This is a genomic window from Mesorhizobium sp. WSM3860, from assembly GCF_002294995.1.
Taxonomy (GTDB): Bacteria; Pseudomonadota; Alphaproteobacteria; order Rhizobiales; family Rhizobiaceae; genus Mesorhizobium.
The window spans coordinates 97,645-119,960 of record NZ_NSGF01000011.1; the positions used below are offsets into that span (position 1 = coordinate 97,645).

Sequence of the window (22,316 nt, forward strand, 5' to 3'; positions counted from 1 at the left end):
TCAGATCGCCGGCGTCTGCCGGATGGGGTTGCCCTGCAGGTATTGCGCGTACGGCGCCTGGACGAGCCAGCCGGCGTCGACCGGCAGCGTGACACCGGTGATCGAGGCGGCTCGATCGGAGCAGAGGAACAGCGCCGCCTCGGCGACGTCGCGCGGCTCGACGAAGCGGCGCAGCGCGGTGGTGGCCTGGATCGCGTCCGGGTTGCGCTCGCCCCTGGCAATCCTGGCCTTCAGCCCGTCGGAGAGGGTATAGCCCGGCGCTATGGCGTTTACACGGACTCCATGCGGGCCGAGTTCGGCGGCCAGGATCTGGGTGAGCGCCAGGACCGCATGCTTTCCGGGCGTGTAGGCCGGAAGCGACAGCGGCGCGAAGGAGGCGAGCGAACCGACATTGAGGATCGCGCCGCGTCCGGCGGCCGACATCAGCCGCCCGAACAGCTGGCAGCCAAGCAGCGTACCGCGATAGTTGATCCGCCACATCTGCTCGTCTTCGGTGAGGTCCTGGTCGAGCACATGCTTGCCGCTCTGCAGGATGCCGGCGCAGTTGACCACGACATGAGGCGTGCCGAACGCATTGCTGACGTCATCCGCCAGCGCTTCGACGGAAGCGGGATCGCCGACATCGGTCTGGACAAACACGGCGCGCGGGGCGCCGGCGCTCTCGCAGGCCTCGGCAGCTTCCTTGCCGCGGCTCGCGTCCCGGCCGGCGACGACCACCTGATAGCCGTCCTCGGCGAAGCGCTGCGCAATAGCGCGGCCGATCCCGGACGTGCCGCCGATGACAACGGCAGTCGAAGCCTCAGCCATTGCGGCGATCCTTTCGCTCGATGTCGAAGAATGCGGCCATGGCCTCGACCTGGAAATCCATCATCGGGCGTCCGGGCTGGATGCGGCAGCCGATCTCTTTCGCCGCCTTGAGCAGGGCCGTTTCGGCCGGCTCCATGATGATGTCGACCACCGTCATCTCCGGCGTCAGCTTGCTCACATCCATCGGCAGCGGATCGCCGGCCTTCAGTCCGGAGGGCGTCGCGTTGACCGCCATGTCCATTCCGGACGGATCGGGCTCGCCGACCTCGATGCGGCAATCGGGGAAGGACTTGTTGACCAGCGAAGCAAGCTTTTGCGCGCGTTCCCTGTCGATGTCGGCCAGACGGATTTCCGCGGCTCCTTCCTCGGCCAGGCAATAGGTCAGCGAGGCGCCCGCGCCGCCGGCACCGACCTGGAGGATGCGCCGGCCGGCGATCCGGTGTCCGCCTGCCTTCAAGCCGTCTATGAAGCCGACACCGTCGAAATTGTCGGCATACCAGGTGCCGTCCGCCTGCCGGCGCACGGAATTCGCGCTCTGCACGCGCGCGGCGCGGTCGTGCGCGGCGGCGCATCTGTGGTAGACCGGGACCTTGTAGGGCACCGAGATGATGACGCCGCGGATGTTCTCCGCCGCCGTGATGCCGGCCCAGAAAGTATCGAAGTCTTCCGGACGGCAGCTCAGCGGCACCATCAGGCTGTCGAGCCCCTTCTGCTCGAAGATCTCGTTGAAAATGCCAGGGCTTTTCGCGTGGCCCACGGGATGGGCCAGCATGACGAAGACATCGGCCTTGCCGGTTCCGCGCATCGGTTCACTCCTTTCCGTTTGACAGTTCATGATCGCTCAGGACCTCGAGGGCCCGGACGAGCGACGAGTGGTCTGCTTCCGCGCCGTCCGGGCGGGCCGCACAGGCATTCATCAGTTGCTGCGCCAGCGCCGTGCTCGGCAGGGCGGCTCCAAGCGCGCGGGCGCTTTCGAGCGCCAGATTGAGATCCTTCTGGTGCAGGCGGATGCGGAAGCCCGGCGCGAAGGTGCGGGCGATCATGCGCTCGCCATGCACTTCGAGCACGCGGGACGAGGCGAAGCCGCCCATCAGCGCGCTTCGGACCTTGGCCGGATCGCAGCCCGCTTTGCTGGCAAAGACAAGCGCTTCGGCGACGGCTTCGATGTTGAGCGCGACGATGATCTGGTTGGCTATCTTGCAGGTCTGGCCGGCGCCGTTCTTCTCGCCGATCAGGGTGATATTCTTGCCGAGCTTCTCAAAGATGGGCAGCGCACGCTCGAATTCGGCAGCCGGCCCGCCGACCATGATGGTGAGACTCGCCGCCTTGGCGCCGACCTCGCCGCCGGATACGGGTGCGTCGAGGAAGCCGGTTCCCGCTTCCCTGAATTTCGCCGCGAATTCCGCGGTGGCGATCGGGCTGATCGAGCTCATGTCGATGACCAGCTTGCCGGCTGAAATCCCTTCGAGTACGCCACTCGGCCCGAGCAGGACGCGCTCCACGTCGGGCGTATCGGGCAGCATGATGATGATGATTTCGGCAAGCCGCGCGACTTCGGCAGGAGAAGCCAGCACTGACGCTTTCAAATCGGCAGGCAGGGGAGAGCGATTGAGCACCGTGACGATCTCGTGCCCGGCATCGGCAAGATGCCGCGCCATGGGCGCGCCCATGACGCCAAGTCCGATGAAGCCAATTTTCATGCGCAACTCCCGTGCTCACCAGAGCGTCTTGCGGCTCAATGAAGGCGTATGATATAGGACATCATACAAATTTCAATGCATCTTCTTTCCGCAGGAGACCGATCGCAAAATGCAAGAGCGCGTCAATTCGCTGAAGGCGGCCGTTCAGGCCGGCCGGCCCCATATCGGCATCTGGTGCTCGCTGGCTTCAGCGCTGACCACGGAAGTGGTGGCTGGTTCCGGAGCGGGCTGGCTGCTGATCGACGGCGAGCACAGCCCCAACGATCTGCGCAGCATCATGGCGCAGCTTCAGGTCGCGGCGGCATTTCCGTGCGAGGCGGTGGTGCGCCTGCCGTCCGACGATCCCAACCTGATGAAGCAGGCCCTGGATGTCGGCGCCCGCAGCCTGATGATCCCGAATGTGCGGACGGCGGAGCAGGCGCGCGCAATTGTCGCGGCGATGACCTATGCTCCGGGCGGCTTCCGCGGCTTCTCGGTCGGCCACCGAGCCAACGCCTTCGGCCGCATCGCCGGCTATCATGCGAAAGCGCGCGAGCAGCAGCTGCTGGCCTTGCAGATCGAGGACGAGTCCGGCGTCGCCAATGCGGCTGAGATCGCAGCGGTGGATGGCGTGGACGTTCTGTTTGTCGGGCCCGGCGATCTTTCCACGAATATGGGCGCGATGGGCAATCCCGGCGCTGCGCATGTGCAGGAAGCGATCGCGTCCGTGCGCAAGGCCGCGGCTGCGGCAGGGAAGGCGAGCGGGATTTTGGCTCCCGTGAAGGCCGACGCCGACCGCTATCTCGCCGAAGGCTTCACCATGGTTGCCGTCGGCTCCGACCTCGGCCTGCTGGCGCGAGGCTCGGACGCCCTGATTGCGTCGTTCAACCGCTAGACTCGGAGACGGCCGTGGCGATCCCCCCTTACAAAGCACCCTCGCGCAACGCCTACGACATCGTCATCGTCGGCGGTGCGGTCATCGGCTCGTCGACGGCCTATTGGCTGAGCCGGGCGCTCGGCAGCGGCGCCTCGATCCTCGTGGTCGAGCGCGACTCCAGCTACGAATTCTCCTCGACCGCGCTCTCCACCAGCGCCATCCGCCAGCAATATTCCAATCCGATCAATGTGAAGATCAGCCAGTTCGGCATCGGGATCATCCGCAGTTTCCAGGAGCGGATGGCGCCTTTTTACATGAACGAGCCGGCACCCGATCTCGGCTTCAAGGAACACGGATACCTCTATTGCTGCTCGCCGGAAGGAGTGGAGGCGGCCAAGGAGCGGGTCGAGCTGCAGCGCAGCCTCGGCGCCCACACCGTCTTCCTCGAGCCGGGTCCGCTGAAGGAACGCTTCCCCTGGCTGAATGTCGACGATCTCGGCGGCGGTTCCTGGGGCGCGCGCGAAGAGGGCTGGTTCGATTCCATGGGCATGTTGAACGGCTTCCGCCGGGCCGCCCGCGCCAGCGGGGTCGAATATATCGACAATGCCGTGACCGGACTGGATGTCGTCGATGGGCGGGTTGTCTCCGCTCGGCTTGCGACCGGCGAGACAGTCGCTTGCGGAACCTTGGTCAATGCCGCCGGCCCGCGAGCGCAGCAGGTCGCTGCCATGGCCGGCCTTTCCATCCCGGTCGCCCCCTACAAGCGCTACAGCTTCGTCTTCGCCAGCGCCAACCCGATCCCTGGGCGGATGCCCAACGTCATCGACCTTTCCGGCACCTTCGTGCGCCCGGAAGGCCAGCTCTTCCTCACCGGCAACACGCCGCAGGGCGACGGACCGGCCGACTATGACGACTTCGAGATGCATTTCGAGGAGTTCGACGACTATATCTGGCCGGCGCTGTGGCACCGCATCCCGGCCTTCGACGCGCTGAAGGTCCAGACGAGCTGGACCGGCCACTACGAATACAACATGCTCGACCACAACGGCATCGTCGGCTTTCACCCGGAGGTTAAGAACTTTATGTTTGCCAACGGCTTCTCTGGGCACGGCCTGCAGCAGTCGCCCGCGGTCGGCCGGGCAGTGTCGGAGCTCATCGTTCACGGCGCCTTCCAGACGCTCGACCTGTCGCCGTTCTGCTACGAGCGCATCCCTCGCAACGACCCGTTCCTCGAAGAAGCGGTGATCTGAACGGTTCCGGCGAATTTCACTCGGCGGCCTGAACGTGCCTTGCGTCGATGATCGCCCTTATCTCCGAGCGGCACGAGCCGCAGTTGGTGCCGGCGCGCAGCGTCGAGCCGATCGCCTCCAGACTGTCGCATCCCGCCGCGACCGCCGAAGCGACCTGGTTGACGCCGATGTGGAAGCATGAGCACACGACCCGCCCGATGGCGGGCATCGGCGCTGGTGAACGCCCGGATAGAAGCGCATGCCGATCGGCTGTCGACAGCGCCTGGCGGCTGGCCAGCAGCGAGACCAGCCAGTCCCGCGTGGGCAACTGGTCTGGAGCGGCGACCAGCAGGGCCTCAGCCATGGCGCCGCCTTCGTCGATCGCAGCGGCACGATAGGCCAGCCCCCGGCGATCGGTGTATTCGAGCAGATGATCCTGCCGTTGGACGCCAAGCAGCTTGCGCGCCAGAAGAATGCCCTGGTCGGGCGGCTCGGTCCCGGTCAGCTCGTAGACCCAGCCGCCTTCGACCGCCAGCCTGCTCCAATGGACGAAACCGGTCGGCCTGAGATTCCGCCGTGTGATGAGCACACCGGCCCATCCAGTGTTTTCGCGCACAATTCTGACTGGGACATGCTTCAGCTCCGGCTGGCCGGAATGCGGATCGCTGACCGGCGAGGACAGCAGGCCCGCGGCGGCCCTGGCCGCGAACTGGCCGCTCCAATGCATGGGCATGAAGGCATGGCCGCGCCGCTGCGCCTCGGCCACGCGTACCTTCGCGCGCACAAAGCCGAAGCGGGTCGACAGATGGGCGAGATCGCCATCCTTGAGCTGGTGCGCGGCCGCATCCGCCGGATTGAGGTCCACCGCCGGTTCCGGCGCGTTGGCCATCAGGCGCGGCACGGTGCCGGTGCGCGTCATGGTGTGCCACTGGTCGCGCAGCCGGCCCGTGTTCAAGGCAAGCGGATAGTCCGCATCGACTGTGAACGCCGTCGCCTCCTGCCGCACCGGCACGAAGCGCGCACGGCCGTCCGGTGTCGGGAAACGACCGTCGGCAAACAATCTCGTCTGGCACTCACGCCTCTCTGGTGCCGGCCAGTGGCGCGGCGCGAAGCCAGCATAGCCCGCATCGCTGATATCCGTCAGGCCGCCCAGATCGAACTGGCGCTCGCCATTGTTCTCGAAGGCCGACAGCGCGGCATGCTCGCGGAAGATTTCGGCCGGCGTCCGGTAGGCAAAAGCATCGCCAAATCCCATGCGCGCGGCGACCTCGCAGATGATGCGCCAGTCGGCTGTCACTTCGCCCGGCGACGGCACGAACGGCCGCTGACGCGAGAGGCGCCGTTCCGAATTGGTGACCGTGCCGTCCTTCTCGCCCCAGGCGGCGGCCGGCAGCAGCACGTCGGCATAGCGCGTGGTGTCGGTGCGGGTCACATCCGAGACCGCGACGAAATCGCATTTGGACAGGGCAGCGCGCACGCGCGACGCATCCGGCATGCTCACCGCCGGATTGGTACCCATGACCCACAGCGCCTTGATGCGGCCGTCTGCAACCGCCTGGAACATGTCCACGGCCTTCAGGCCGGCCCGCCGCGCGATGCCGGGCGCCTTCCAGAAGCGGGAGACGCGGTCGATGCCGGCGGGATCCGCAAAGTCCACATGTGCGGCAAGCTGGTTGGCCAGGCCTCCAACCTCGCGGCCGCCCATCGCGTTCGGCTGCCCGGTGACCGAGAACGGCCCCATGCCAGGCTTGCCGATGCGGCCGGTGGCGAGGTGGCAGTTGATAATGGCGTTGACCTTGTCGGTTCCATGCGCCGACTGATTGACCCCTTGGCTGTAGACGGTGACCGTCCGCTCGGTGTCGGCGAAAAGCTCATAGAAAGCCTGGACATGGGCGGCCGCCAGCCCGCATCCCTTGGCGACGCGCGCGATCGAGGGCGCGTCGGCGCCGGCGAGCGAAGCCGCTGCATCGAAGCCCGATGTATGGTCGCGGACGAAATCGGCATCGATCTTTCCGGCCAGCGCGAGATGCGCGAGCAGCCCATTGAACAACAGCACGTCCGTGCCTGGATCGAGCGCCAGATGTAGGTCGCACTCGTCGGCCGTGGCGGTGCGGCGCGGATCGATGACGACGATCCTCGTGCCGCGTTCGCTGCGTGCCGCAAGCATGCGCTGGTAGAGCACCGGATGGCACCATGCGGTATTGGAGCCGGTGAGCACGATGAGGTCGGCGTGCTCGAAATCCTCATAGACACCGGGAACGATGTCCTCGCCGAAAGCGCGGCGGTGGCCGGCGACGGACGACGCCATGCACAGCCGCGAATTGGTATCGATATTGGCCGAACCGATGAAGCCCTTCATCAGCTTGTTGGCGACGTAGTAGTCTTCGGTAAGCAACTGACCGGAGACATAGAAGGCGACCGAGTCCGGCCCATGCTCGGCAATCGCCTGCGAGAATTTCGCGGCGACGAGGTCGAGCGCTTCGTCCCAACTCGCCTGCTTGCCTTGGATTTCCGGCTGAAGCAAGCGACCATCGAGGCCAAGCGTTTCGCCAAGCGCGGCACCCTTAGAGCAAAGGCGGCCAAAATTGGCCGGGTGGTCGGGATCGCCCCGGACGGTTGCCTTGCCATCCGCGGCGATCTCGGCCAGCACGCCGCATCCCACCCCGCAATAGGGGCAGGTGGTCCTCACCTCGCGTGCTTCTTCCATGCTCAGGCCGCTTTCGAGGCCAGAGCATCAAGCGCGATGAAGAGCCGCTCGCCTTCGATCCTGACCGGGATCGTCCTAACCGAGCCTTCGTCGGCGCCGAGCGCCCTGCCGGTCTCCAGCGAGATCACCCAGTTGTGCAGCGGACAGGTCACCGCCGCGCCATGAACGATGCCCTGGCTGAGCGGCCCGCCCTTGTGCGGGCAGTGGTCCTCGATGGCAAAGACCTGGTCATCCGCGGTGCGGAAGACGGCGATCTTGCCCTGCGGGGTGGCCACGCAACGCGCACCGCGGCGAGGGATGTCGCAAAGAGAGCCGATCGATGTCCAGGTCATTGAGTCGCCTTTGCTTGATATGAATGCGCCCAGGCACCCCCCTCTGTCCCGCCGGACATCTCCCCCTCAAGGGGGGAGATTGGCAGCTTCGGGCTCGCCGCCCCTTCTGCAACGCTGGTGATTTTAAAAGGCCGCAATGAAAGCTGATCTCCCCCCTTGCGGGGGAGATGGCCGGCAGGCCAGAGGGGGGTGCCTCGCGCTGACATCTCCATCACTCGGCCGCCTCGGCGAACCCGACCGAGGCCAGCGGGCGGAACTCGTGCTTGTCCTTGCCGGAGACGCGTTCGGACCACGGGTCGACCTGCGCGAATTTCTGCGAAAAGACGAAGCGCTCGAAATAAGCGCGGCGCTTCTCTACGTCATCCAGGACCTGCTTTTTGATCTCCGCGGTACCGACGCGCTTGGCCCATTTGTAGATGCGCTCGAGATAGCGAGCCTGCTCGCGATACATCTGGACCAGTGCCACGATCACCTCCAGCGCTTCGTCCTCGGTCTTCACTAGGCCGAGCACTTCGGTGCCCTTGATGTCGAGGCCTGCAGCCCCCGCGAAATGGATCTCGTAGCCAGAGTCGACGCAGACCACGCCGACATCCTTGCAGGTCGCTTCCGCGCAATTGCGCGGGCATCCCGAGACCGCCATCTTCACCTTGGCCGGTGTCCAGGAACCCCACATGAACTTTTCGATGCGGATGCCCAGCCCCGTCGAATCCTGCGTGCCGAAACGGCACCAGTCGGAGCCGACGCAGGTTTTCACCGTGCGCAAGCCCTTGGCATAGGCATGACCTGAGACGAAGCCGGCCTTGCCGAGATCGGCCCACACCGCCGGCAGGTCCTCCTTGCGGATGCCCAGCATGTCGATGCGCTGGCCGCCGGTAACCTTCACGGTCGGGATGCGGAACTTGTCGACCACGTCGGCGATGGCGCGCAATTCACCGGCGCTGGTCACCCCGCCCCACATGCGCGGCACGACCGAATAGGTGCCGTCCTTCTGGATGTTGGCATGCACGCGCTCGTTGATGAAGCGCGACTGATAGTCGTCGGCATATTGGTCCGGCCAGTCGCAGACCAGATAATAGTTGAGCGCGGGCCGGCACTTGGCGCAGCCGCAGGAGGTCTTCCATTCGAGCTCCTGCATGATGGCGGGTATCGTCTTCAACCCTTTCGCTTTGATCAGGCGTCGCACGTCGTCGTGGCCGAGGCTCGTGCAGCCGCACATGGGCTGCAGCGCCGCCGGATTGTAGGCCTCGCCCAGCGTGAGCTTCAGGAGCTGTTCGACGAGACCCGTGCACGAGCCGCACGAGGCCGAGGCCTTGGTGTGGGCGCGCACGTCGTCGAGCCCGGTCAGGCCTTTGCCGGTGATCGCGCCGGTGATCTTGCCCTTGCCGACGCCGTTGCAGCCGCAGATTTCCGCATCATCCGCCAGTGCCGCAACGGCCGCCAAAGGGTCCGAGGAAGCGCCTCCCTGGAACGCCTGGCCGAAGATCAGCGTGTCGCGCATCTCCGAGATGTCGGTCGCCTTCTTTTTGAGGTCGTTGAACCAGGCGCCATCGGCCGTCTCGCCGAACAGCACCGTGCCGATGATGCGGTTGTCCTGCAGCACGACGCGTTTGTAGATGCCGGCGGATGCATCGCGCAGGATGATCTCCTCGCGGTCGTCGCCGTCGGCAAAGTCGCCGAGCGAATAAAGGTCGATGCCGGTGACCTTGAGCTTGGTCGGCGTGTCGGAATGGACGAAGCGCCTGTCCTCGCCGTCCGTCAGCCCGGCTGCCGCGACGCGAGCCATCTCGTAAAGTGGCGCGACCAACCCGTAGACATGGCCGCCGACCTCGGCGCATTCGCCGAGCGCCATGATTGCCGGATCGGATGTCTGCATGCGGTCGTCGACAACGATGCCGCGATTGACCTCCAGCCCTGCGTCCTTGGCCAGCGCGATATTCGGGCGGATGCCGACCGCCATCACGACGAGCGTTGCCGGGATGGTCGTGCCGTCCATGAGTTCGACGCCCTCGACCTTGCCATTGCCGACAATGGCCTTGGTATTGGCCCTGGTCATGACCTTGATGCCGCGCGCCTCGACCGCCTTCTGCAGCAGGTAGCCGGCAGCCGGATCGAGCTGGCGCTCCATCAGTGTCGGCATGACGTGGAGCACGGTCACTTCCATGCCGCGCTCTTTCAGCCCGGCCGCCGCTTCGAGGCCGAGCAGGCCGCCGCCGATGACGATCGCCTTGGCGCGCGACTGCGCGGCAAGCAGCATGGCGTTGACGTCGTCGAGATCGCGGTAGCTGAGCACGCCGGGCAAGCCCTTGCCCGGCACCGGGATGATGAACGGCACCGAGCCGGTGGCGATGACGAGCCTGTCGTAGCTCTCGGTCACGCCGTGGTCAGAGGTAACGGTCCTCGCGTCCCTGTCGATGGCGACGATCCTGTGACCCTTGTAGAGGGTAATGCCGTGCTTGATGTACCAGCCGTCGCCATGGATGACGATTTCCTCGAACTCCTTCTCGCCCGAGAGCACCGGCGACAGCATGATGCGGTCGTAGTTCACGCGCGGCTCGGCGTTGAAGATGGTGACGGCGTAGCGGTCGGGCGCTCCTTCCAGCAGGTGCTCGAGCATCCTGCCCGGCGCCATGCCGTTGCCGATGATGACGAGTTTCTCGCTCATGTCCGGTCAGCTCCGATCTATTCGGCGGCGTAGGTGAGGGACGCGGGCTTGACGGCAGCCGCGCGCTCCATCCGGCGGATGGTGACGTGCATCCAGAGAAGGCACGAGACCACGATGACGAATAGCAGCATGAAGCAGCTCGACCAGACCCCGGTGAGGTCGTTCAGCGCGCCGAAGGCGATCGGCAGGATGAAGCCGCCGAGGCCGCCGATCATGCCCACCACCCCGCCGACCGCGCCGACGCTTTGCGGGTAATAGACGGGGATGTGCTTGTAGACGGCGGCCTTGCCGAGGCTCATGAAGAAGCCGAGTACGCAGGCGACGGCGATGAAGGCGAGCGGGCCGATCTCGACATGGAAGGGGATCGGCCCGCTGATGCCGCGCACGACGTAATCTGCCGAGGGGAGAGACAGAACGAGGGTCGCGACGGCACATACGGTGAAGGTCCAATAGAGCACGGTACGGGCGCCGATGCGGTCGGAAAGCACGCCGCCATAAGCGCGGAAGATGCTTGCGGGAATCGAATAGGCGGCGCCGATCATGCCGGCGGCGGCGATGCCGAAGCCATAGACGCCGATCAGATAGCGCGGCAGCCAGAGCGAAAGCGCCACGAACGCACCGAAGGAGAAAAAGTAGTAGAAGGCGAAGCGCCAGACCTGCAGGTTCTTCAGCGGAGCGAATTCCTGCCAGAAGCTTCTTGCTGGTACTGCCTTACCGGCGCGGCGCTCCCGGATAACCGGGTCGTCGCTGGTCAGGAACCAGAACACGCCGGCCATGACAACCAGCGCCGCGGCCCAGATCAGCGCGACCGACTGCCAGCCCCAGGCAATCAGCACGAGCGGCGCCAGGAACTTGGTGACCGCGGCGCCGACATTGCCAACGCCGAAGATGCCGAGAGCCGTGCCTTGTTTGCGCGCGGGGAAGAAGCGCGAGACATAGGCGATGCCGACCGCGAAGGAGCCGCCGGCAAGCCCGACGCCGAGTGCTGCAATCAGCATCTGCTCATAGGTGTGCGCAAAGGCGAGCAGGAATGTCGCGACTGCCGCCGCGAGCATGGTCATGGTGTAGACCAGCCGGCCGCCGTAGCGGTCGGTCCAGACGCCGAGCACCATGCGCACGAGCGAGCCGGTGAGGATAGGCGTGCCGACCAGCAGTCCGAACTCGGTCTCGTTCAGCCCGAGCTCCTGCTTTATGCGCACGCCGATGATGGAGAAGATCGTCCACACCGCGAAGCAGACGGTGAAGGCGATGGTGGAGATGACGAGCGCCTGCCGGGAGCTACTGTCCTGGCTGGGCGCGGCTTGGAGGTTTGCGGTCATTGTCGGCTCCGTTTGCGGCGTGGGAGGCACCGCCTGTTGTGTTGATCAGAGGCGCGGCATCGTCAGCGTGGCGAGGCTGGGACCTGCGCAGTCACTTGCGGATCCTTGGCCTCTCTGTCGTGATTGGTGGGAAACAGCAGGAGCGCGGCGATGAATAGCGCCGCCGTCAGGATGCTGCTCGCCAGGAAATCGCGGCGGGTGAAATCTCTCAGGGAACCGCCAGTTCCTATCCGTTTCGTCATCTTCGTCTCCGTTCGGCGCCGCCTGAAATCACCGCCGTCGATTGCGTTTCGGTCCAAAATAAAAAAGCTGCCGTCCAGGCCTCTCGCGTCCGTACATCCGGGATCGCGCGTCACCTGAGCGGCAGCTTTGCCTGTCGCGCCCGCCATTGGACGCCTGTTCTATTGCCCGCGTGGGGCTCGATTATCTTAAAGCACGAAGCGTGCCAGTTTTGCGTGAAAGACGGATTTCAAGGAAAATCAAAGCGGTAGCCGCATCAGGCGCCGGCCGGCCGGACGGAGACACGGTCAAACGTTGATCAACGGAGCGGGCAGGGCGCACAAATTTTGTGCAATGCACAAGAATGGCGCGCAAATGATCAGTCGCGCTTCTGGTCCGCGATGTAGGCATCGATCCGATCGGGATCGAAGATCTGGCCGTCGAAGAATCCATCCGGGCCGAGCACAAGGCTCGCCCCGGCCGAGCCGACCGGCGTTGCGGTCTGCAGCGCGCCTTCCACCTTGGCATTGGCGCCGGGCAGGGCCACGCCGAGCGGCTTCAGCGCCGAGCGATAGAGGTCGGGTCGATAGCAATCGCGAGCGATCGCCAGGTTTTGCGGCGTATGCGGCAATTGTCCCCAGCGCACCATCTGCGTGTAGAACCAGAGCGCATGGCTCTTCCAGGGAAAGTTTGCCGCCTTGTCGAAGGGCAGGAAGAAATCCTCAACGCTGCGCTCCGCGCCGCCGCCGAGCTGAAGTCGCCCGGTGAGCGCCGGAATCTGGATCGCCTCCGGCTGCCCGAGGAAGGCAGACTTGGCCATCAGCGCGGCCAGCGCCCCGCGGTTCGCTGGATCCTGGCACCAGCGGGCGGAGTGATGCAGCGCTCTCAGCAGCGCCGCTAGCGCGTCAGGGTTTTCCTCGGCCCAGCTTCTGCGCACGCCGATCACCTTTTCCGGGCTGTTGCGCCACAACAGCGCCTTGACGGTGACGATGCGGCCGGTGCTGGCGGCGACCGCGGCACTGTTCCAGGGCTCTCCGACGCAATAGCCGTCGATGCGGCCGGCGGAGAGCGCATCGGCCATGAAGGGCGGCGGCACGATGACGATCTCGACATCGCGGTCGGGATCGATGCTGCAGGCGGCGAGCCAGTAGCGCAGCTCGTAATTATGCCCGGAATGCGGATGGACGACGGCGAAGCGCAAAGGCTCGCGGCCGGCGGCCGCCCGCTCGCGGATCAGCGCGCCGAGCGCCGTCCCAGCGCGCGCCGGATCGAGGTCGGGCCTGGCCTCGTGCGCTTCCATGCCTTGCCACACAGCATTGGAGACCGTCACGCAGTTGCCGCCGAGCCCGAGCGAGAAGGGGACTATGGTCTCCGAGGCAAGCGGCGTGAGGCCGAGGCTGCAGGCGAGCGGCATCGGGCCTAGCATGTGTGCCACGTCGAAATGGCCGATGGCGATGCGGTCACGGATATTGGCCCACGAGGTCTCGCGATGCAGCTTGAGCTCGATGCCTTCGCGGGCGGCAAAGCCCATCTCGCCGGCCGCTACCAGGACGGCGCTATCGAAGAGCGGCATGAAGCCGGCGGTGATCTGGTGCGCGGCAGTCATGCTCATTCGCCCTCCAGCGGTCCCAGCAATCCCGCGGCCGTCACCAGGCTTTGGGCGATGTCGGCGATCTTGCGGTTCTGGTCCATGGCGGTCTTGCGCAGAAGCGCGTAGGCGGCCTCCTCGCTCAAGCCGCGCGACTTCATCAATATCCCTTTGGCGCGATCGACGACCTTGCGGTTCTCGAGCTCGCTGCGCGCCTCCTCCAGTTCGCGCGCCATGCGCGAGAAGGCGTTGAAGCGGCTGATCGCCATGTCGAGAATCGGCTTGATGCGCTCCTTCTTCAGCCCGTCGACCACATAGGCGGATACGCCGGCTTCGACCGCCGCCTCTATCGAGGCCCGGTCGGAACGGTCGACGAACATGGCGATCGGCCGTTTCACCGCGCGCGAAAGCTGGAACATGTTCTCCAGCATGTCACGGTTGGGGTTTTCGAGATCGATGACGATGACATCCGGCTCGATCTCGGCGATGCGCTTGGCAATGCCGGCCACGTCATGGACCACGGTGACATGGCTATGGCCGGCGTCCCGCAATCCGGCCTCGATGATCGAGGCGCGGATGCGGTTCTCGTCGATAACAAGGATGGTCAACGAACCGGCGGACATGCGCCTATTGTGCAGCCCGGCCGGAATTGTGCAATGCGGTAGCGTGGTTCGCGGCGACTTTCCCACGCCCAAACGCCGCGGGCCGGTCACCGATATTCGAAGCCTCTAATTTTCGAAGGCACGTTTTTCGCTGGGCCAAAAAGGTCAAAAACGTATCAGTCGGCGCGGCGTGGCGAGGTGGCGGACATCCTTGGCCGCCGTTATCCTGACCCTAGATGAGCCGGAACAAACGGCCGCGGTTCGAAGGCTGGCGACGGCCTGCGGGAGGAATCGATGGGACCCGATCTGGAAGTCATACAGATAAGGCCTGGCGAGTCGTTCGCGGTGAGGTGGCATGGCTATCCCTACCATACGGTGCGCTGGCATTTTCATCCGGAATACGAACTGCACCAGATCGTCGCGACCAACGGCCGCTATTTCGTCGGCGACTTCATCGGCGAGTTCGAGGTCGGCAACCTCGTTCTCACCGGTCCGAACCTGCCGCACAACTGGATCAGCGAGGTTCCGGAAGGTCAGTCAGTTCCGCTGCGCTGCAGGCTGGTCCAGTTCAGCGAGGAATTCATCGGCGGCGCGATCACCACTTTTCCCGAGCTTGGCGCGGTCTCCCCATTGCTGGAGCTCGCGCGGCGCGGCGTCCTGTTCAGCGCCAGCGTGAGCAGGGCGGTCATGCCGTTGCTGGCGGAGATCACGCATGCTTACGGCGTGCAGCGGATCAGCCTGTTCATGTCGATCATGGAAGCGCTGAGCCGCGAAACTGCGCCGCGCGTGCTCGCCAGCGAGAACTATCTGCCTGACCCGTCCGGATACATGTCTGCCGGCATGAACCAGGCTCTCGCCTATATCCGCGAGAACCTGACCCAGCAATTCAACGAAGGCGATCTCGCCGCGATCGCCGGGCAAACGCCGAGCGCCTTCTCGCGCTCGTTTCGCAAGCATACCGGCATGTCGCTGCTGCAATACATCAAGCGGCTGCGCATCAACCTCGCATGCCAGATCCTGATGAGCGACGAAGAGGCGCAGATCGCGGATATCTGCTTCGAGGTCGGCTTCAACAATCTGTCGAACTTCAATCGCCAGTTCCTGGCCGAGAAGGGCATGCCGCCTTCGCAGTTCAGGAGATTGGTTGCGGATAATTTCGCGGCCGCGCGCGCCGCATAGAAAGGAGTTCGGGAGGAGAAAACAAGCCTTAAACAAGAACCAGGACGAAGCGATGGGTCGCGGAAGCGAACCAGCGATGGACGAGTATTTCCTCGTGTCATGCCAGCGGGAGGAAGCCGTGAGGCTGCTGCACGAGTTCACTGGACTTCCGATCGGGTGGGCGAGCAGCATTCGCGCCCGATGTCGAGTCCGTTAGATCAAACAATGGGAATTGGAGAAGACCTTATGTCCAGATACGTGTCCAGATTGACGGCGGCCGCGATGGCCGTCTCGAGCCTCGCTCTTGGCGCGACTTTTGCCAATGCGCAGGATATCGCCGGCTCCACGGTCGCGTTCCTGATGCCCGACCAGGGCTCGACGCGTTACGAAGAGCATGACCATCCGGGCTTCGTCGCTGAAATGAAGAAGCTCTGCGACAGCTGCAAGGTGCTCTATCTCAACGCCGACGCCGACGTCACCAAGCAGCAGCAGCAGTTCAACTCCGTCATCACCCAGGGCGCCAAGGTTGTCGTGCTCGACCCGGTGGATTCCGCGGCGGCGGCCTCGCTGGTGCACAATGCGCAGGCTCAGGGCGTCAAGGTGATCGCCTATGACCGTCCGATCCCCACGGCCAAGGCCGATTTCTATGTGTCGTTCGACAACAAGGCCATCGGCAAGGCGATCGCCGCATCGCTGGTCGAGCATCTCAAGGCCAAGGGCGTGTCGAGCGACGGCGATGTCGGCGTGCTGCAGATCAACGGCTCGCCGACCGACGCCGCGGCGGGCCTGATCAAGGACGGCATCCATGAGGGCCTCAAGACCGGCAGCTACAAGACGCTCGCGGAGTTCGACACGCCGAACTGGGCGCCGTCGAATGCCCAGCAATGGGCGGCGGGGCAGATCTCGCGCTTCGGCAACAAGATCGTCGGCGTGGTCGCCGCCAATGACGGCACGGGCGGCGGCGCCATTGCTGCCTTCAAGGCAGCCGGCGTCGATCCGGTGCCGCCGGTGACGGGCAACGACGCGACGATCGCCGCCTTGCAGCTCATCATTGCCGGCGACCAGTACAACACTATCTCCAAGCCGAGCGAAATCGTCGCCGCGGCCGCTGCAAACGTTGCTGTGCAGCTTCTCAAGGGCGAGACTCCGAAAGCCGAGACAACGCTCTACGATACGCCCTCGCAGCTCTTCGTGCCGGCCGTGGTGACGCAGGAGAATCTGAAGGCCGAGATCATCGACAAGAAGATCCAGACCGCAGCCCAGCTCTGCACCGACCGCTACGCCGAAGGCTGCAAGAAGCTCGGCATTCAATAAGGAGCGATGCGGCCGAAGCCGCATCGTCTCCCAAAGCGATGCGACCCAGGGCGCATCGTCTTCGAGGAGCGGCGGCGGAGCCATATCGTCTCCAACAGCGAGGCGGCGCAGCCGCGTCGCCTGCGATATGCTCGGCAGGCCCCGTCAGGGCTGAGAGCCGGGTGTGTCCGGCCGCTCCCTCCTGGCGGCCGGACATATCGACCAATACGCGGGAAAAGAGACAGGCAATGGCAATACCCGACGCACCGCCCACGACGAGCCGTCCGCCGGTGCTCAGCCTGCGCGGCATCTCGAAGAATTTCGGCGCGGTGTCGGCCCTCACCGACGTCGATCTCGACATCAATGCCGGAGAAATCGTCGCCCTGGTTGGCGACAACGGCGCCGGCAAGTCGACGCTGGTGAAAATCCTAGCCGGCGCGCATATGCCGAGCTCCGGCTCGATCACCTTCGACGGCCAGCCGGTGACGCTTGCCAATCCCGCCGCGGCGCTGAAGCTCGGCATCGCCACCGTCTTCCAGGATCTCGCGCTCTGCGAAAACCTCGACGTCGTGGCCAACATCTTCCTCGGCCGCGAGCTTCATCCGCTTCGCCTCGACGAGGTCTCGATGGAGGTCCGCGCCTGGACCCTGCTCAACGAGCTCTCGGCGCGGATTCCCAGCGTGCGCGAGCCGGTGGCGTCGCTGTCGGGCGGGCAGCGGCAGACGGTGGCGATCGCCCGCTCGCTGCTGATGGAGCCGCGCGTGATCCTCCTCGACGAACCCACCGCCGCACTCGGCGTCGCGCAGACCGCCGAAGTGCTGAACCTCATTGAGCGCGTGCGGGATCGCGGGCTGGGCGTCGTCATGATCAGCCACAACATGGAGGACGTGCGCGCCGTGGCCGACCGCATCGTGGTGCTGAGGCTCGGCCGCAACAACGGCATCTTCCTGCCCGGCGCCTCCAATCAGGAGCTGGTCACCGCGATCACCGGCGCCGACGACAATGCGGTCTCGCGGCGCGGCAGGCGCACCGCCGAGAAGGCGCAAGGAGAACAGCCATGACCACGGCTTCCGACCGCAATCCGGGCGCGCTGCTCGATCGCAGCGACGAACGGCTGAAGGATCGCAGCGGCGCCAAGGGCGCCATCCGGGGCTTCCTCGACCGCGTCCGCTCCGGCGATCTCGGCTCGCTGCCAGTGGTCGTCGGGCTGGTTTTGATCTGCACCATCTTCCAGACGCTCAACCCGGTATTCCTGTCGCCGAACAATCTGGTCAATCTTTTGTTCGACTGCTCGACGGTCGGCATCATCTCGCTCGGCATCGTCTGCGTCCTGATGGTGGGCGAGATCGACCTGTCCGTCGGGTCCGTCAGCGGCCTGGCCTCCGCGCTGCTCGGCGTGCTGTGGGTGCAGTGGGGCTGGCCGGTCGCGCTTGCCATGCTGGCGGCGATGGGGGTCGGCTTCGTGACCGGCTGCGTCTACGCGCTGCTGCTCAACAGGCTCGGCATGCCAAGCTTCGTTTCGACGCTTGCGGGCCTGCTCGCCTTCCTGGGATTGCAGCTCTACATCCTCGGCCCGACGGGCTCGATCAACCTGCCTTACGATTCGCCGCTGGTGAATTTCGGCCAGCTCCTCGTGATGCCGCACTGGGTGTCGCACGCTTTGGCCGTCGTGCCCGGCGTGCTTGCCCTGGCTCTCGGTTATCGCAAGGCGCAACGCCGCCAGGCCGCCGGGCTGTCGTCGCGTTCGCTCGGCGGGCTGCTGCTCCAGGCCGTCGCGATCACGGTCGCGCTCGAACTGGTGGCATACTACCTCAACCTGTCGCGCGGCGTGCCCTGGATGTTCGCGTTGTTCGTCGGCCTGGTCGTAGCGATGAACTATGCGCTGAAGCGGACCCAATGGGGCCGCTCAATGACCGCTGTCGGCGGCAACCGCGAAGCGGCGCGTCGCGCCGGCATCAATGTGCGGCTGATCTACGCCAGTGCCTTCGCGCTCTGCGCCACGCTGGCGGCGACGGGCGGCCTGCTCTCAGCAGCACGCCTGGCAACCGCCAGCCAGCAGGCCGGCACCGGCGACGTCAATCTCAACGCCATCGCGGCGGCCGTCATTGGCGGCACCAGCCTGTTCGGCGGCCGCGGCAGCGCCTATTCGGCGCTGCTCGGCATCATCGTCATCCAATCCATTGCAAGCGGCCTGACGCTGCTCGATCTGTCATCCTCGCTCCGGTACATGATCACCGGCTGCGTGCTGGCGATCGCGGTCATCGTCGATTCTCTCGCCCGCCGCTCGCGTGTCTCACACGGCCGCGCCTGACGGCCTATCGAAGAGGATCGCAATGTCTGAAAGTCTTTCCGGCAAGGTTGCCGCAATCACTGGCGCTGCCTCGGGCATCGGGCTGGAATGCGCCCGCGCCATGCTCGCCGCCGGCGCGAAGGTCGTCCTGGTCGACCGGGCCGAGGACCGGCTTCAGGAGCTTGTCGCGGAGCTCGGCGACAAGGCTTGTGCGGTGGTCACCGACCTGCTCGATCCGGCGAGCGTCAACCGAATGATGCCCGAGATCCTCGAAAAAGCAGGCCAGCTCGACATCTTCCATGCCAATGCCGGCGCCTATGTCGGCGGCGAGGTGGCGTCGGGCGATCCCGACCAGTGGGACCGGATGCTCAACCTTAACGTCAATGCCGTGTTCCGCACGGTGCACGCCGTGCTGCCGCATATGATCGAAAGGAGGAGCGGCGACATCATCGTCACCAGTTCGGTGGCCGGCTTCGTTCCCGTGGTCTGGGAGCCGATCTACACCGCTTCGAAATTCGCCGTGCAGGCATTCGTCCATACGGTCCGGCGCCAGGTGCTGAAGCACGGCATCCGCGTCGGTGCGGTCGCTCCCGGTCCGGTGGTGACGGCGCTGCTCAGCGACTGGCCAAAGGCCAAGATGGAAGAAGCGCTCGCCGCCGGCAGCCTGATGGAGGCGAAGGAAGTGGCGGATGCCGTCCTCTTCATGCTGACGCGACCGCGCAACATCACCATTCGCGACCTCGTCATCCTGCCGCAGAGCGTGGACATCTGAGCGGCTTGCCGACCCGCCTTCGCAGAACGGAACCGCCGCCATGATCCTCGACCGCTTCCGACTGGACGACAAGGTTGCGCTGGTGACCGGCGGCACGCGCGGCATCGGCCTCGCCATCGCCAAGGCGCTCGGCGAAGCCGGCGCGCGCGTCGTCGTTGCGGGCCGGACGATGAAGGATGACGCGCGGCAGGAACTCGCGGGCTTCGCCTTCGACTTTCTCGCCGTCGAAATGCTGGACGAGAAAGTGCCGGACAGGCTGGTCGCCGATACGCTCGCCCAGGCCGGCCGGCTTGACATCCTGGTCAACAGCGCCGGCATCGCCGTCCATGGCGACAGCGGCGACTATCCGGAGGACACCTGGCGGCAGACGATGGCGATCAATGTCGATGCCGTCTTCCGCTGCTGCAGGGCGGCGCTGGCGCCGATGCGGCGCCAGGGCGGCGGTGCGATCCTCAATGTCGGCTCGATTTCCGGCATCGTCTCCAACATTCCCCAGAACCAGGTTGCCTATAACAGTTCCAAGGCGGCGGTGCATATGATGACCAAGAGCCTCGCCAGCGAGGTGGCGGGAGAGAATATCCGCGTCAATGCCGTCGCGCCCGGCTATATCGAAACGGACCTTTCGCGCGGCGGAATCGAGAATCCGGAATGGTTCCCGATCTGGCGCGGCATGACGCCGATGGGCCGCGTCGGCCAGCCGGAAGAAGTTGCGGCTGCCGCACTTTTCCTGTGCTCTCCCGCCTCGAGCTACGTGACCGGCGAGGTGCTGGTCATCGACGGCGGCTATACCACACGCTGAGATGGCGCTGAGCTAGGGCGCTGAGACAGGAGAATTGCCATGAAACTCAAGGACAAGGTCGCCGTCGTCACCGGCGGCGCGCAAGGCATCGGCGCAGCCATCGTGCGCGGTTTCGCCGCCGAAGGCGCCCATGTCGTAATCGCCGATATGGCAGTAGACAAGGCGGAAGCGCTGGCGCGCGAGCTCGGCGGCAAGGCTACCGCTCTCCAACTCGACGTGCGCGACCTCGCCTCGATCGAGGCCATGGTCGATGCGGTGACGAGGACGCATGGCGGGATCGACATCCTGGTCAACAACGCCGCCGTCTTCGACATGGGGCCGCTTCTCGAGATTTCGGAGAAGAGCTTCGACCTGCAATTCTCGGTCAATGTGAAGGGGCTGTTGTTCACGCTGCAGGCGGTGGCCAAGCGCATGGTCGCCCAAGGCCGCAAGGGGAAGATCATCAATATGGCCTCGCAGGCGGGTCGGCGCGGCGAGGCGCTGGTCGCCGTCTATTGCGCCACCAAGGCCGCCGTGATCAGCATCACGCAATCGGCCGGCCTTGCGCTGATCAAGCACGGCATCAACGTCAACGGCATCGCGCCGGGTGTGGTCGACACGCCGATGTGGGACCAGGTCGACGCGCTGTTCGCGCGCTACGAGAACCTGCCGATCGGCGAGAAGAAGCGTCAGGTCGGGCAGGCGGTGCCGGCCGGGCGCATGGGCGATCCCGACGATTACCGGGGTGCGGCCGTCTTCCTGGCATCGAGCGAGGCCGACTATGTCGTGGCGCAGACGCTCAATGTGGACGGTGGCAACTGGATGAGTTGATGGCCGAAGCTCGGGGCCGCGCCTGCGACAATCGGGCAGGAACGATCTGGCGGCTGACGCATTTTGGTTCCCATCAACCGTTTGAGGGAACCATGCGCATCGCCCATGTCGCGCCGCTCTATGAATCCGTGCCCCCGAAACTATATGGCGGCACCGAGCGGATCGTGTCCTATCTCACCCAAGCGCTGGTGGAACTCGGGCACGATGTGACCCTGTTCGCCAGCGGCGACAGTGAGACCTCGGCGCGGCTGGTGCCCGGCCGCGACCAGGCGATCCGTCTCGATCCGCGGCCGAAAAAGTCCGAGATTGCGGCGCATATGGCGATGCTTTGCCAGGTGCGCGAGCGGGCGGACGAGTTCGACGTCATCCACTTCCATCTCAGCCATTTCGTGCATTTTCCATTCTTTGAACACATGGCGGGGCGAACGGTGACGACGCCGCATGGCAGGCTCGACTATGTCGACCTGGCGCCGGCCTACAAGCGCTTCCCACGTTTTCCGATGATCTCCATCTCGCACAGCCAGAAGCGCGGATTGCCCGATGCCAACTGGCTGGCGACGATCCATCACGGGATTCCGCTCGATGCGTATCAGCCCACCTACCATCCTTCCGCCGAGGAACCGTATTTGGCTTTCCTGGGCCGGCTGTCGCGCGACAAACGCCCGGATCGGGCGATCGAAATTGCGCGGCATTCCGGATTGAAGCTTAAGCTGGCGGCCAAGATCGGCGATGACGATCGCCCCTATTTTCACGACGAGATCGAGGCGCTTATCGACGGCGACCGGGTCGACTACGTCGGCGAGATCGCGGAACACGAGAAGGCCGAGTTTCTCGGCAATGCCGCGGGCCTGCTGTTTCCCATCGACTGGCCGGAGCCGTTCGGCCTCGCGCCGATCGAGGCAATGGCTTGCGGCACGCCGGTAATCGCCTGGAACTGCGGCGCCCTGCCGGAGCTCATTGACCAGGGCGTGACCGGCTTTGTCGTGGACTCGGTCGATGATGCGGTCACTGCGATGCCGACCCTGCTCGAACTTGACCGACGCCAGGTGCGGGCGGTCTTCGAAAAGCGGTTTTCAGCCACCAGGATGGCGCGCGACTATCTTGCCGCCTATATGCGCCTGATCGGCATCCAGGAGGCGAGAGCCTCCTGATCGGCAGTCTCTTTGGGCGGGG

General features: G+C 65.2%; 20 protein-coding genes. 10 read left to right on the top strand and 10 right to left on the bottom strand.

Annotated features, from left to right (window positions below):
- The 3 genes from CK220_RS18605 to CK220_RS18615 are packed head-to-tail and all read right to left on the bottom strand — an operon-like array spanning position 1 to position 2,507.
- Complete coding sequence (locus CK220_RS18605; protein WP_095812920.1) at positions 1 to 807, bottom strand: SDR family oxidoreductase; 807 nt, start codon at positions 805 to 807, stop codon at positions 1 to 3.
- Positions 800 to 1,612, bottom strand: a complete 813-nt coding sequence (locus CK220_RS18610; RefSeq protein ID WP_095812921.1) for a shikimate dehydrogenase — start codon at positions 1,610 to 1,612, stop codon at positions 800 to 802. Before CK220_RS18610 ends, CK220_RS18605 begins: the two co-directional genes overlap by 8 nt.
- 4 nt (positions 1,613 to 1,616) lie before the next feature.
- A complete protein-coding gene (locus CK220_RS18615; protein WP_095812922.1) occupies positions 1,617 to 2,507 on the bottom strand; it encodes a 2-hydroxy-3-oxopropionate reductase in 891 nt (296 codons plus the stop codon).
- Positions 2,508 to 2,616: 109 nt separating this feature from the next.
- Between CK220_RS18615 and CK220_RS18620 the strand changes: the two genes are divergently transcribed.
- Together CK220_RS18620 and CK220_RS18625 are read left to right on the top strand one after the other, a co-directional pair.
- A complete protein-coding gene (locus CK220_RS18620; RefSeq protein WP_095812923.1) occupies positions 2,617 to 3,381 on the top strand; it encodes an aldolase/citrate lyase family protein in 765 nt (254 codons plus the stop codon).
- A 14-nt stretch (positions 3,382 to 3,395) separates the two neighbouring features.
- Positions 3,396 to 4,613 (top strand): FAD-dependent oxidoreductase, encoded by a 1,218-nt coding sequence (locus CK220_RS18625; protein WP_095812924.1) that lies wholly within the window; start codon positions 3,396 to 3,398, stop codon positions 4,611 to 4,613.
- Between the two features lie 16 nt (positions 4,614 to 4,629).
- Here the strand turns inward: CK220_RS18625 and CK220_RS18630 are convergent, their stop codons facing one another.
- The 7 genes from CK220_RS18630 to CK220_RS18665 all read right to left on the bottom strand — a co-directional run bounded on the left by CK220_RS18630 (position 4,630) and on the right by CK220_RS18665 (position 14,042).
- Positions 4,630 to 7,299, bottom strand: coding sequence for a nitrate reductase (locus tag CK220_RS18630; protein ID WP_095812925.1), 2,670 nt, complete (start codon positions 7,297 to 7,299; stop codon positions 4,630 to 4,632).
- Between the two features lie 2 nt (positions 7,300 to 7,301).
- Positions 7,302 to 7,631, bottom strand: a complete 330-nt coding sequence (gene nirD / locus CK220_RS18635) for a nitrite reductase small subunit NirD (RefSeq protein WP_095812926.1) — start codon at positions 7,629 to 7,631, stop codon at positions 7,302 to 7,304.
- Positions 7,632 to 7,842: 211 nt separating this feature from the next.
- Positions 7,843 to 10,293 (bottom strand): nitrite reductase large subunit NirB, encoded by a 2,451-nt coding sequence (nirB, locus tag CK220_RS18645; protein ID WP_095812927.1) that lies wholly within the window; start codon positions 10,291 to 10,293, stop codon positions 7,843 to 7,845.
- A gap of 17 nt (positions 10,294 to 10,310) precedes the next feature.
- Complete coding sequence (locus tag CK220_RS18650) at positions 10,311 to 11,612, bottom strand: nitrate/nitrite transporter (RefSeq protein ID WP_095812928.1); 1,302 nt, start codon at positions 11,610 to 11,612, stop codon at positions 10,311 to 10,313.
- Between the two features lie 62 nt (positions 11,613 to 11,674).
- Positions 11,675 to 11,854 (bottom strand): hypothetical protein, encoded by a 180-nt coding sequence (locus tag CK220_RS18655; protein WP_095813017.1) that lies wholly within the window; start codon positions 11,852 to 11,854, stop codon positions 11,675 to 11,677.
- Positions 11,855 to 12,210: 356 nt separating this feature from the next.
- Positions 12,211 to 13,437 carry a CmpA/NrtA family ABC transporter substrate-binding protein gene (locus tag CK220_RS18660; protein ID WP_176479131.1) on the bottom strand — a complete coding sequence of 409 codons (1,227 nt, stop codon included), beginning with the start codon at positions 13,435 to 13,437 and terminating at the stop codon, positions 12,211 to 12,213.
- A 2-nt stretch (positions 13,438 to 13,439) separates the two neighbouring features.
- Positions 13,440 to 14,042, bottom strand: coding sequence for an ANTAR domain-containing response regulator (locus CK220_RS18665; protein ID WP_095812930.1), 603 nt, complete (start codon positions 14,040 to 14,042; stop codon positions 13,440 to 13,442).
- Positions 14,043 to 14,315: 273 nt separating this feature from the next.
- Here CK220_RS18665 and CK220_RS18670 point away from each other — a divergent pair, with 273 nt between their 5' ends.
- The 8 genes from CK220_RS18670 to CK220_RS18705 all read left to right on the top strand — a co-directional run bounded on the left by CK220_RS18670 (position 14,316) and on the right by CK220_RS18705 (position 22,294).
- On the top strand, positions 14,316 to 15,200 hold the full coding sequence (locus CK220_RS18670) for an AraC family transcriptional regulator (protein ID WP_095812931.1): 885 nt from the start codon (positions 14,316 to 14,318) through the stop codon (positions 15,198 to 15,200).
- A 225-nt stretch (positions 15,201 to 15,425) separates the two neighbouring features.
- Complete coding sequence (locus CK220_RS18675) at positions 15,426 to 16,493, top strand: sugar ABC transporter substrate-binding protein (RefSeq protein ID WP_066992156.1); 1,068 nt, start codon at positions 15,426 to 15,428, stop codon at positions 16,491 to 16,493.
- A 227-nt stretch (positions 16,494 to 16,720) separates the two neighbouring features.
- A complete protein-coding gene (locus CK220_RS18680) occupies positions 16,721 to 17,533 on the top strand; it encodes an ATP-binding cassette domain-containing protein (protein ID WP_066992159.1) in 813 nt (270 codons plus the stop codon).
- Complete coding sequence (locus CK220_RS18685; RefSeq protein ID WP_095812932.1) at positions 17,530 to 18,783, top strand: ABC transporter permease; 1,254 nt, start codon at positions 17,530 to 17,532, stop codon at positions 18,781 to 18,783. Before CK220_RS18680 ends, CK220_RS18685 begins: the two co-directional genes overlap by 4 nt.
- 22 nt (positions 18,784 to 18,805) lie before the next feature.
- Complete coding sequence (locus CK220_RS18690; RefSeq protein ID WP_095812933.1) at positions 18,806 to 19,534, top strand: SDR family oxidoreductase; 729 nt, start codon at positions 18,806 to 18,808, stop codon at positions 19,532 to 19,534.
- Between the two features lie 40 nt (positions 19,535 to 19,574).
- A complete protein-coding gene (locus CK220_RS18695) occupies positions 19,575 to 20,333 on the top strand; it encodes an SDR family NAD(P)-dependent oxidoreductase (protein ID WP_095812934.1) in 759 nt (252 codons plus the stop codon).
- Between the two features lie 39 nt (positions 20,334 to 20,372).
- Positions 20,373 to 21,143 (top strand): L-iditol 2-dehydrogenase, encoded by a 771-nt coding sequence (locus tag CK220_RS18700; protein WP_095812935.1) that lies wholly within the window; start codon positions 20,373 to 20,375, stop codon positions 21,141 to 21,143.
- Positions 21,144 to 21,235: 92 nt separating this feature from the next.
- Positions 21,236 to 22,294, top strand: coding sequence for a glycosyltransferase family 4 protein (locus CK220_RS18705; protein WP_095812936.1), 1,059 nt, complete (start codon positions 21,236 to 21,238; stop codon positions 22,292 to 22,294).
- Positions 22,295 to 22,316: the final 22 nt, after the last annotated feature.

Coding starts and splice junctions, on each gene's coding strand:
- CK220_RS18630 (WP_095812925.1), bottom strand. CDS start 7,299: ATGGAAGAAGCACGCGAGGTGAGGACCACCTGCCCCTATTGCGGGGTG.
- CK220_RS18675 (WP_066992156.1), top strand. CDS start 15,426: ATGTCCAGATACGTGTCCAGATTGACGGCGGCCGCGATGGCCGTCTCG.
- CK220_RS18685 (WP_095812932.1), top strand. CDS start 17,530: ATGACCACGGCTTCCGACCGCAATCCGGGCGCGCTGCTCGATCGCAGC.
- CK220_RS18680 (WP_066992159.1), top strand. CDS start 16,721: ATGGCAATACCCGACGCACCGCCCACGACGAGCCGTCCGCCGGTGCTC.
- CK220_RS18620 (WP_095812923.1), top strand. CDS start 2,617: ATGCAAGAGCGCGTCAATTCGCTGAAGGCGGCCGTTCAGGCCGGCCGG.
- CK220_RS18605 (WP_095812920.1), bottom strand. CDS start 807: ATGGCTGAGGCTTCGACTGCCGTTGTCATCGGCGGCACGTCCGGGATC.
- nirB (WP_095812927.1), bottom strand. CDS start 10,293: ATGAGCGAGAAACTCGTCATCATCGGCAACGGCATGGCGCCGGGCAGG.
- CK220_RS18655 (WP_095813017.1), bottom strand. CDS start 11,854: ATGACGAAACGGATAGGAACTGGCGGTTCCCTGAGAGATTTCACCCGC.
- CK220_RS18615 (WP_095812922.1), bottom strand. CDS start 2,507: ATGAAAATTGGCTTCATCGGACTTGGCGTCATGGGCGCGCCCATGGCG.
- CK220_RS18665 (WP_095812930.1), bottom strand. CDS start 14,042: ATGTCCGCCGGTTCGTTGACCATCCTTGTTATCGACGAGAACCGCATC.
- CK220_RS18690 (WP_095812933.1), top strand. CDS start 18,806: ATGTCTGAAAGTCTTTCCGGCAAGGTTGCCGCAATCACTGGCGCTGCC.
- CK220_RS18705 (WP_095812936.1), top strand. CDS start 21,236: ATGCGCATCGCCCATGTCGCGCCGCTCTATGAATCCGTGCCCCCGAAA.
- CK220_RS18670 (WP_095812931.1), top strand. CDS start 14,316: ATGGGACCCGATCTGGAAGTCATACAGATAAGGCCTGGCGAGTCGTTC.
- CK220_RS18660 (WP_176479131.1), bottom strand. CDS start 13,437: ATGACTGCCGCGCACCAGATCACCGCCGGCTTCATGCCGCTCTTCGAT.
- CK220_RS18610 (WP_095812921.1), bottom strand. CDS start 1,612: ATGCGCGGAACCGGCAAGGCCGATGTCTTCGTCATGCTGGCCCATCCC.
- CK220_RS18650 (WP_095812928.1), bottom strand. CDS start 11,612: ATGACCGCAAACCTCCAAGCCGCGCCCAGCCAGGACAGTAGCTCCCGG.
- CK220_RS18700 (WP_095812935.1), top strand. CDS start 20,373: ATGAAACTCAAGGACAAGGTCGCCGTCGTCACCGGCGGCGCGCAAGGC.
- CK220_RS18695 (WP_095812934.1), top strand. CDS start 19,575: ATGATCCTCGACCGCTTCCGACTGGACGACAAGGTTGCGCTGGTGACC.
- nirD (WP_095812926.1), bottom strand. CDS start 7,631: ATGACCTGGACATCGATCGGCTCTCTTTGCGACATCCCTCGCCGCGGT.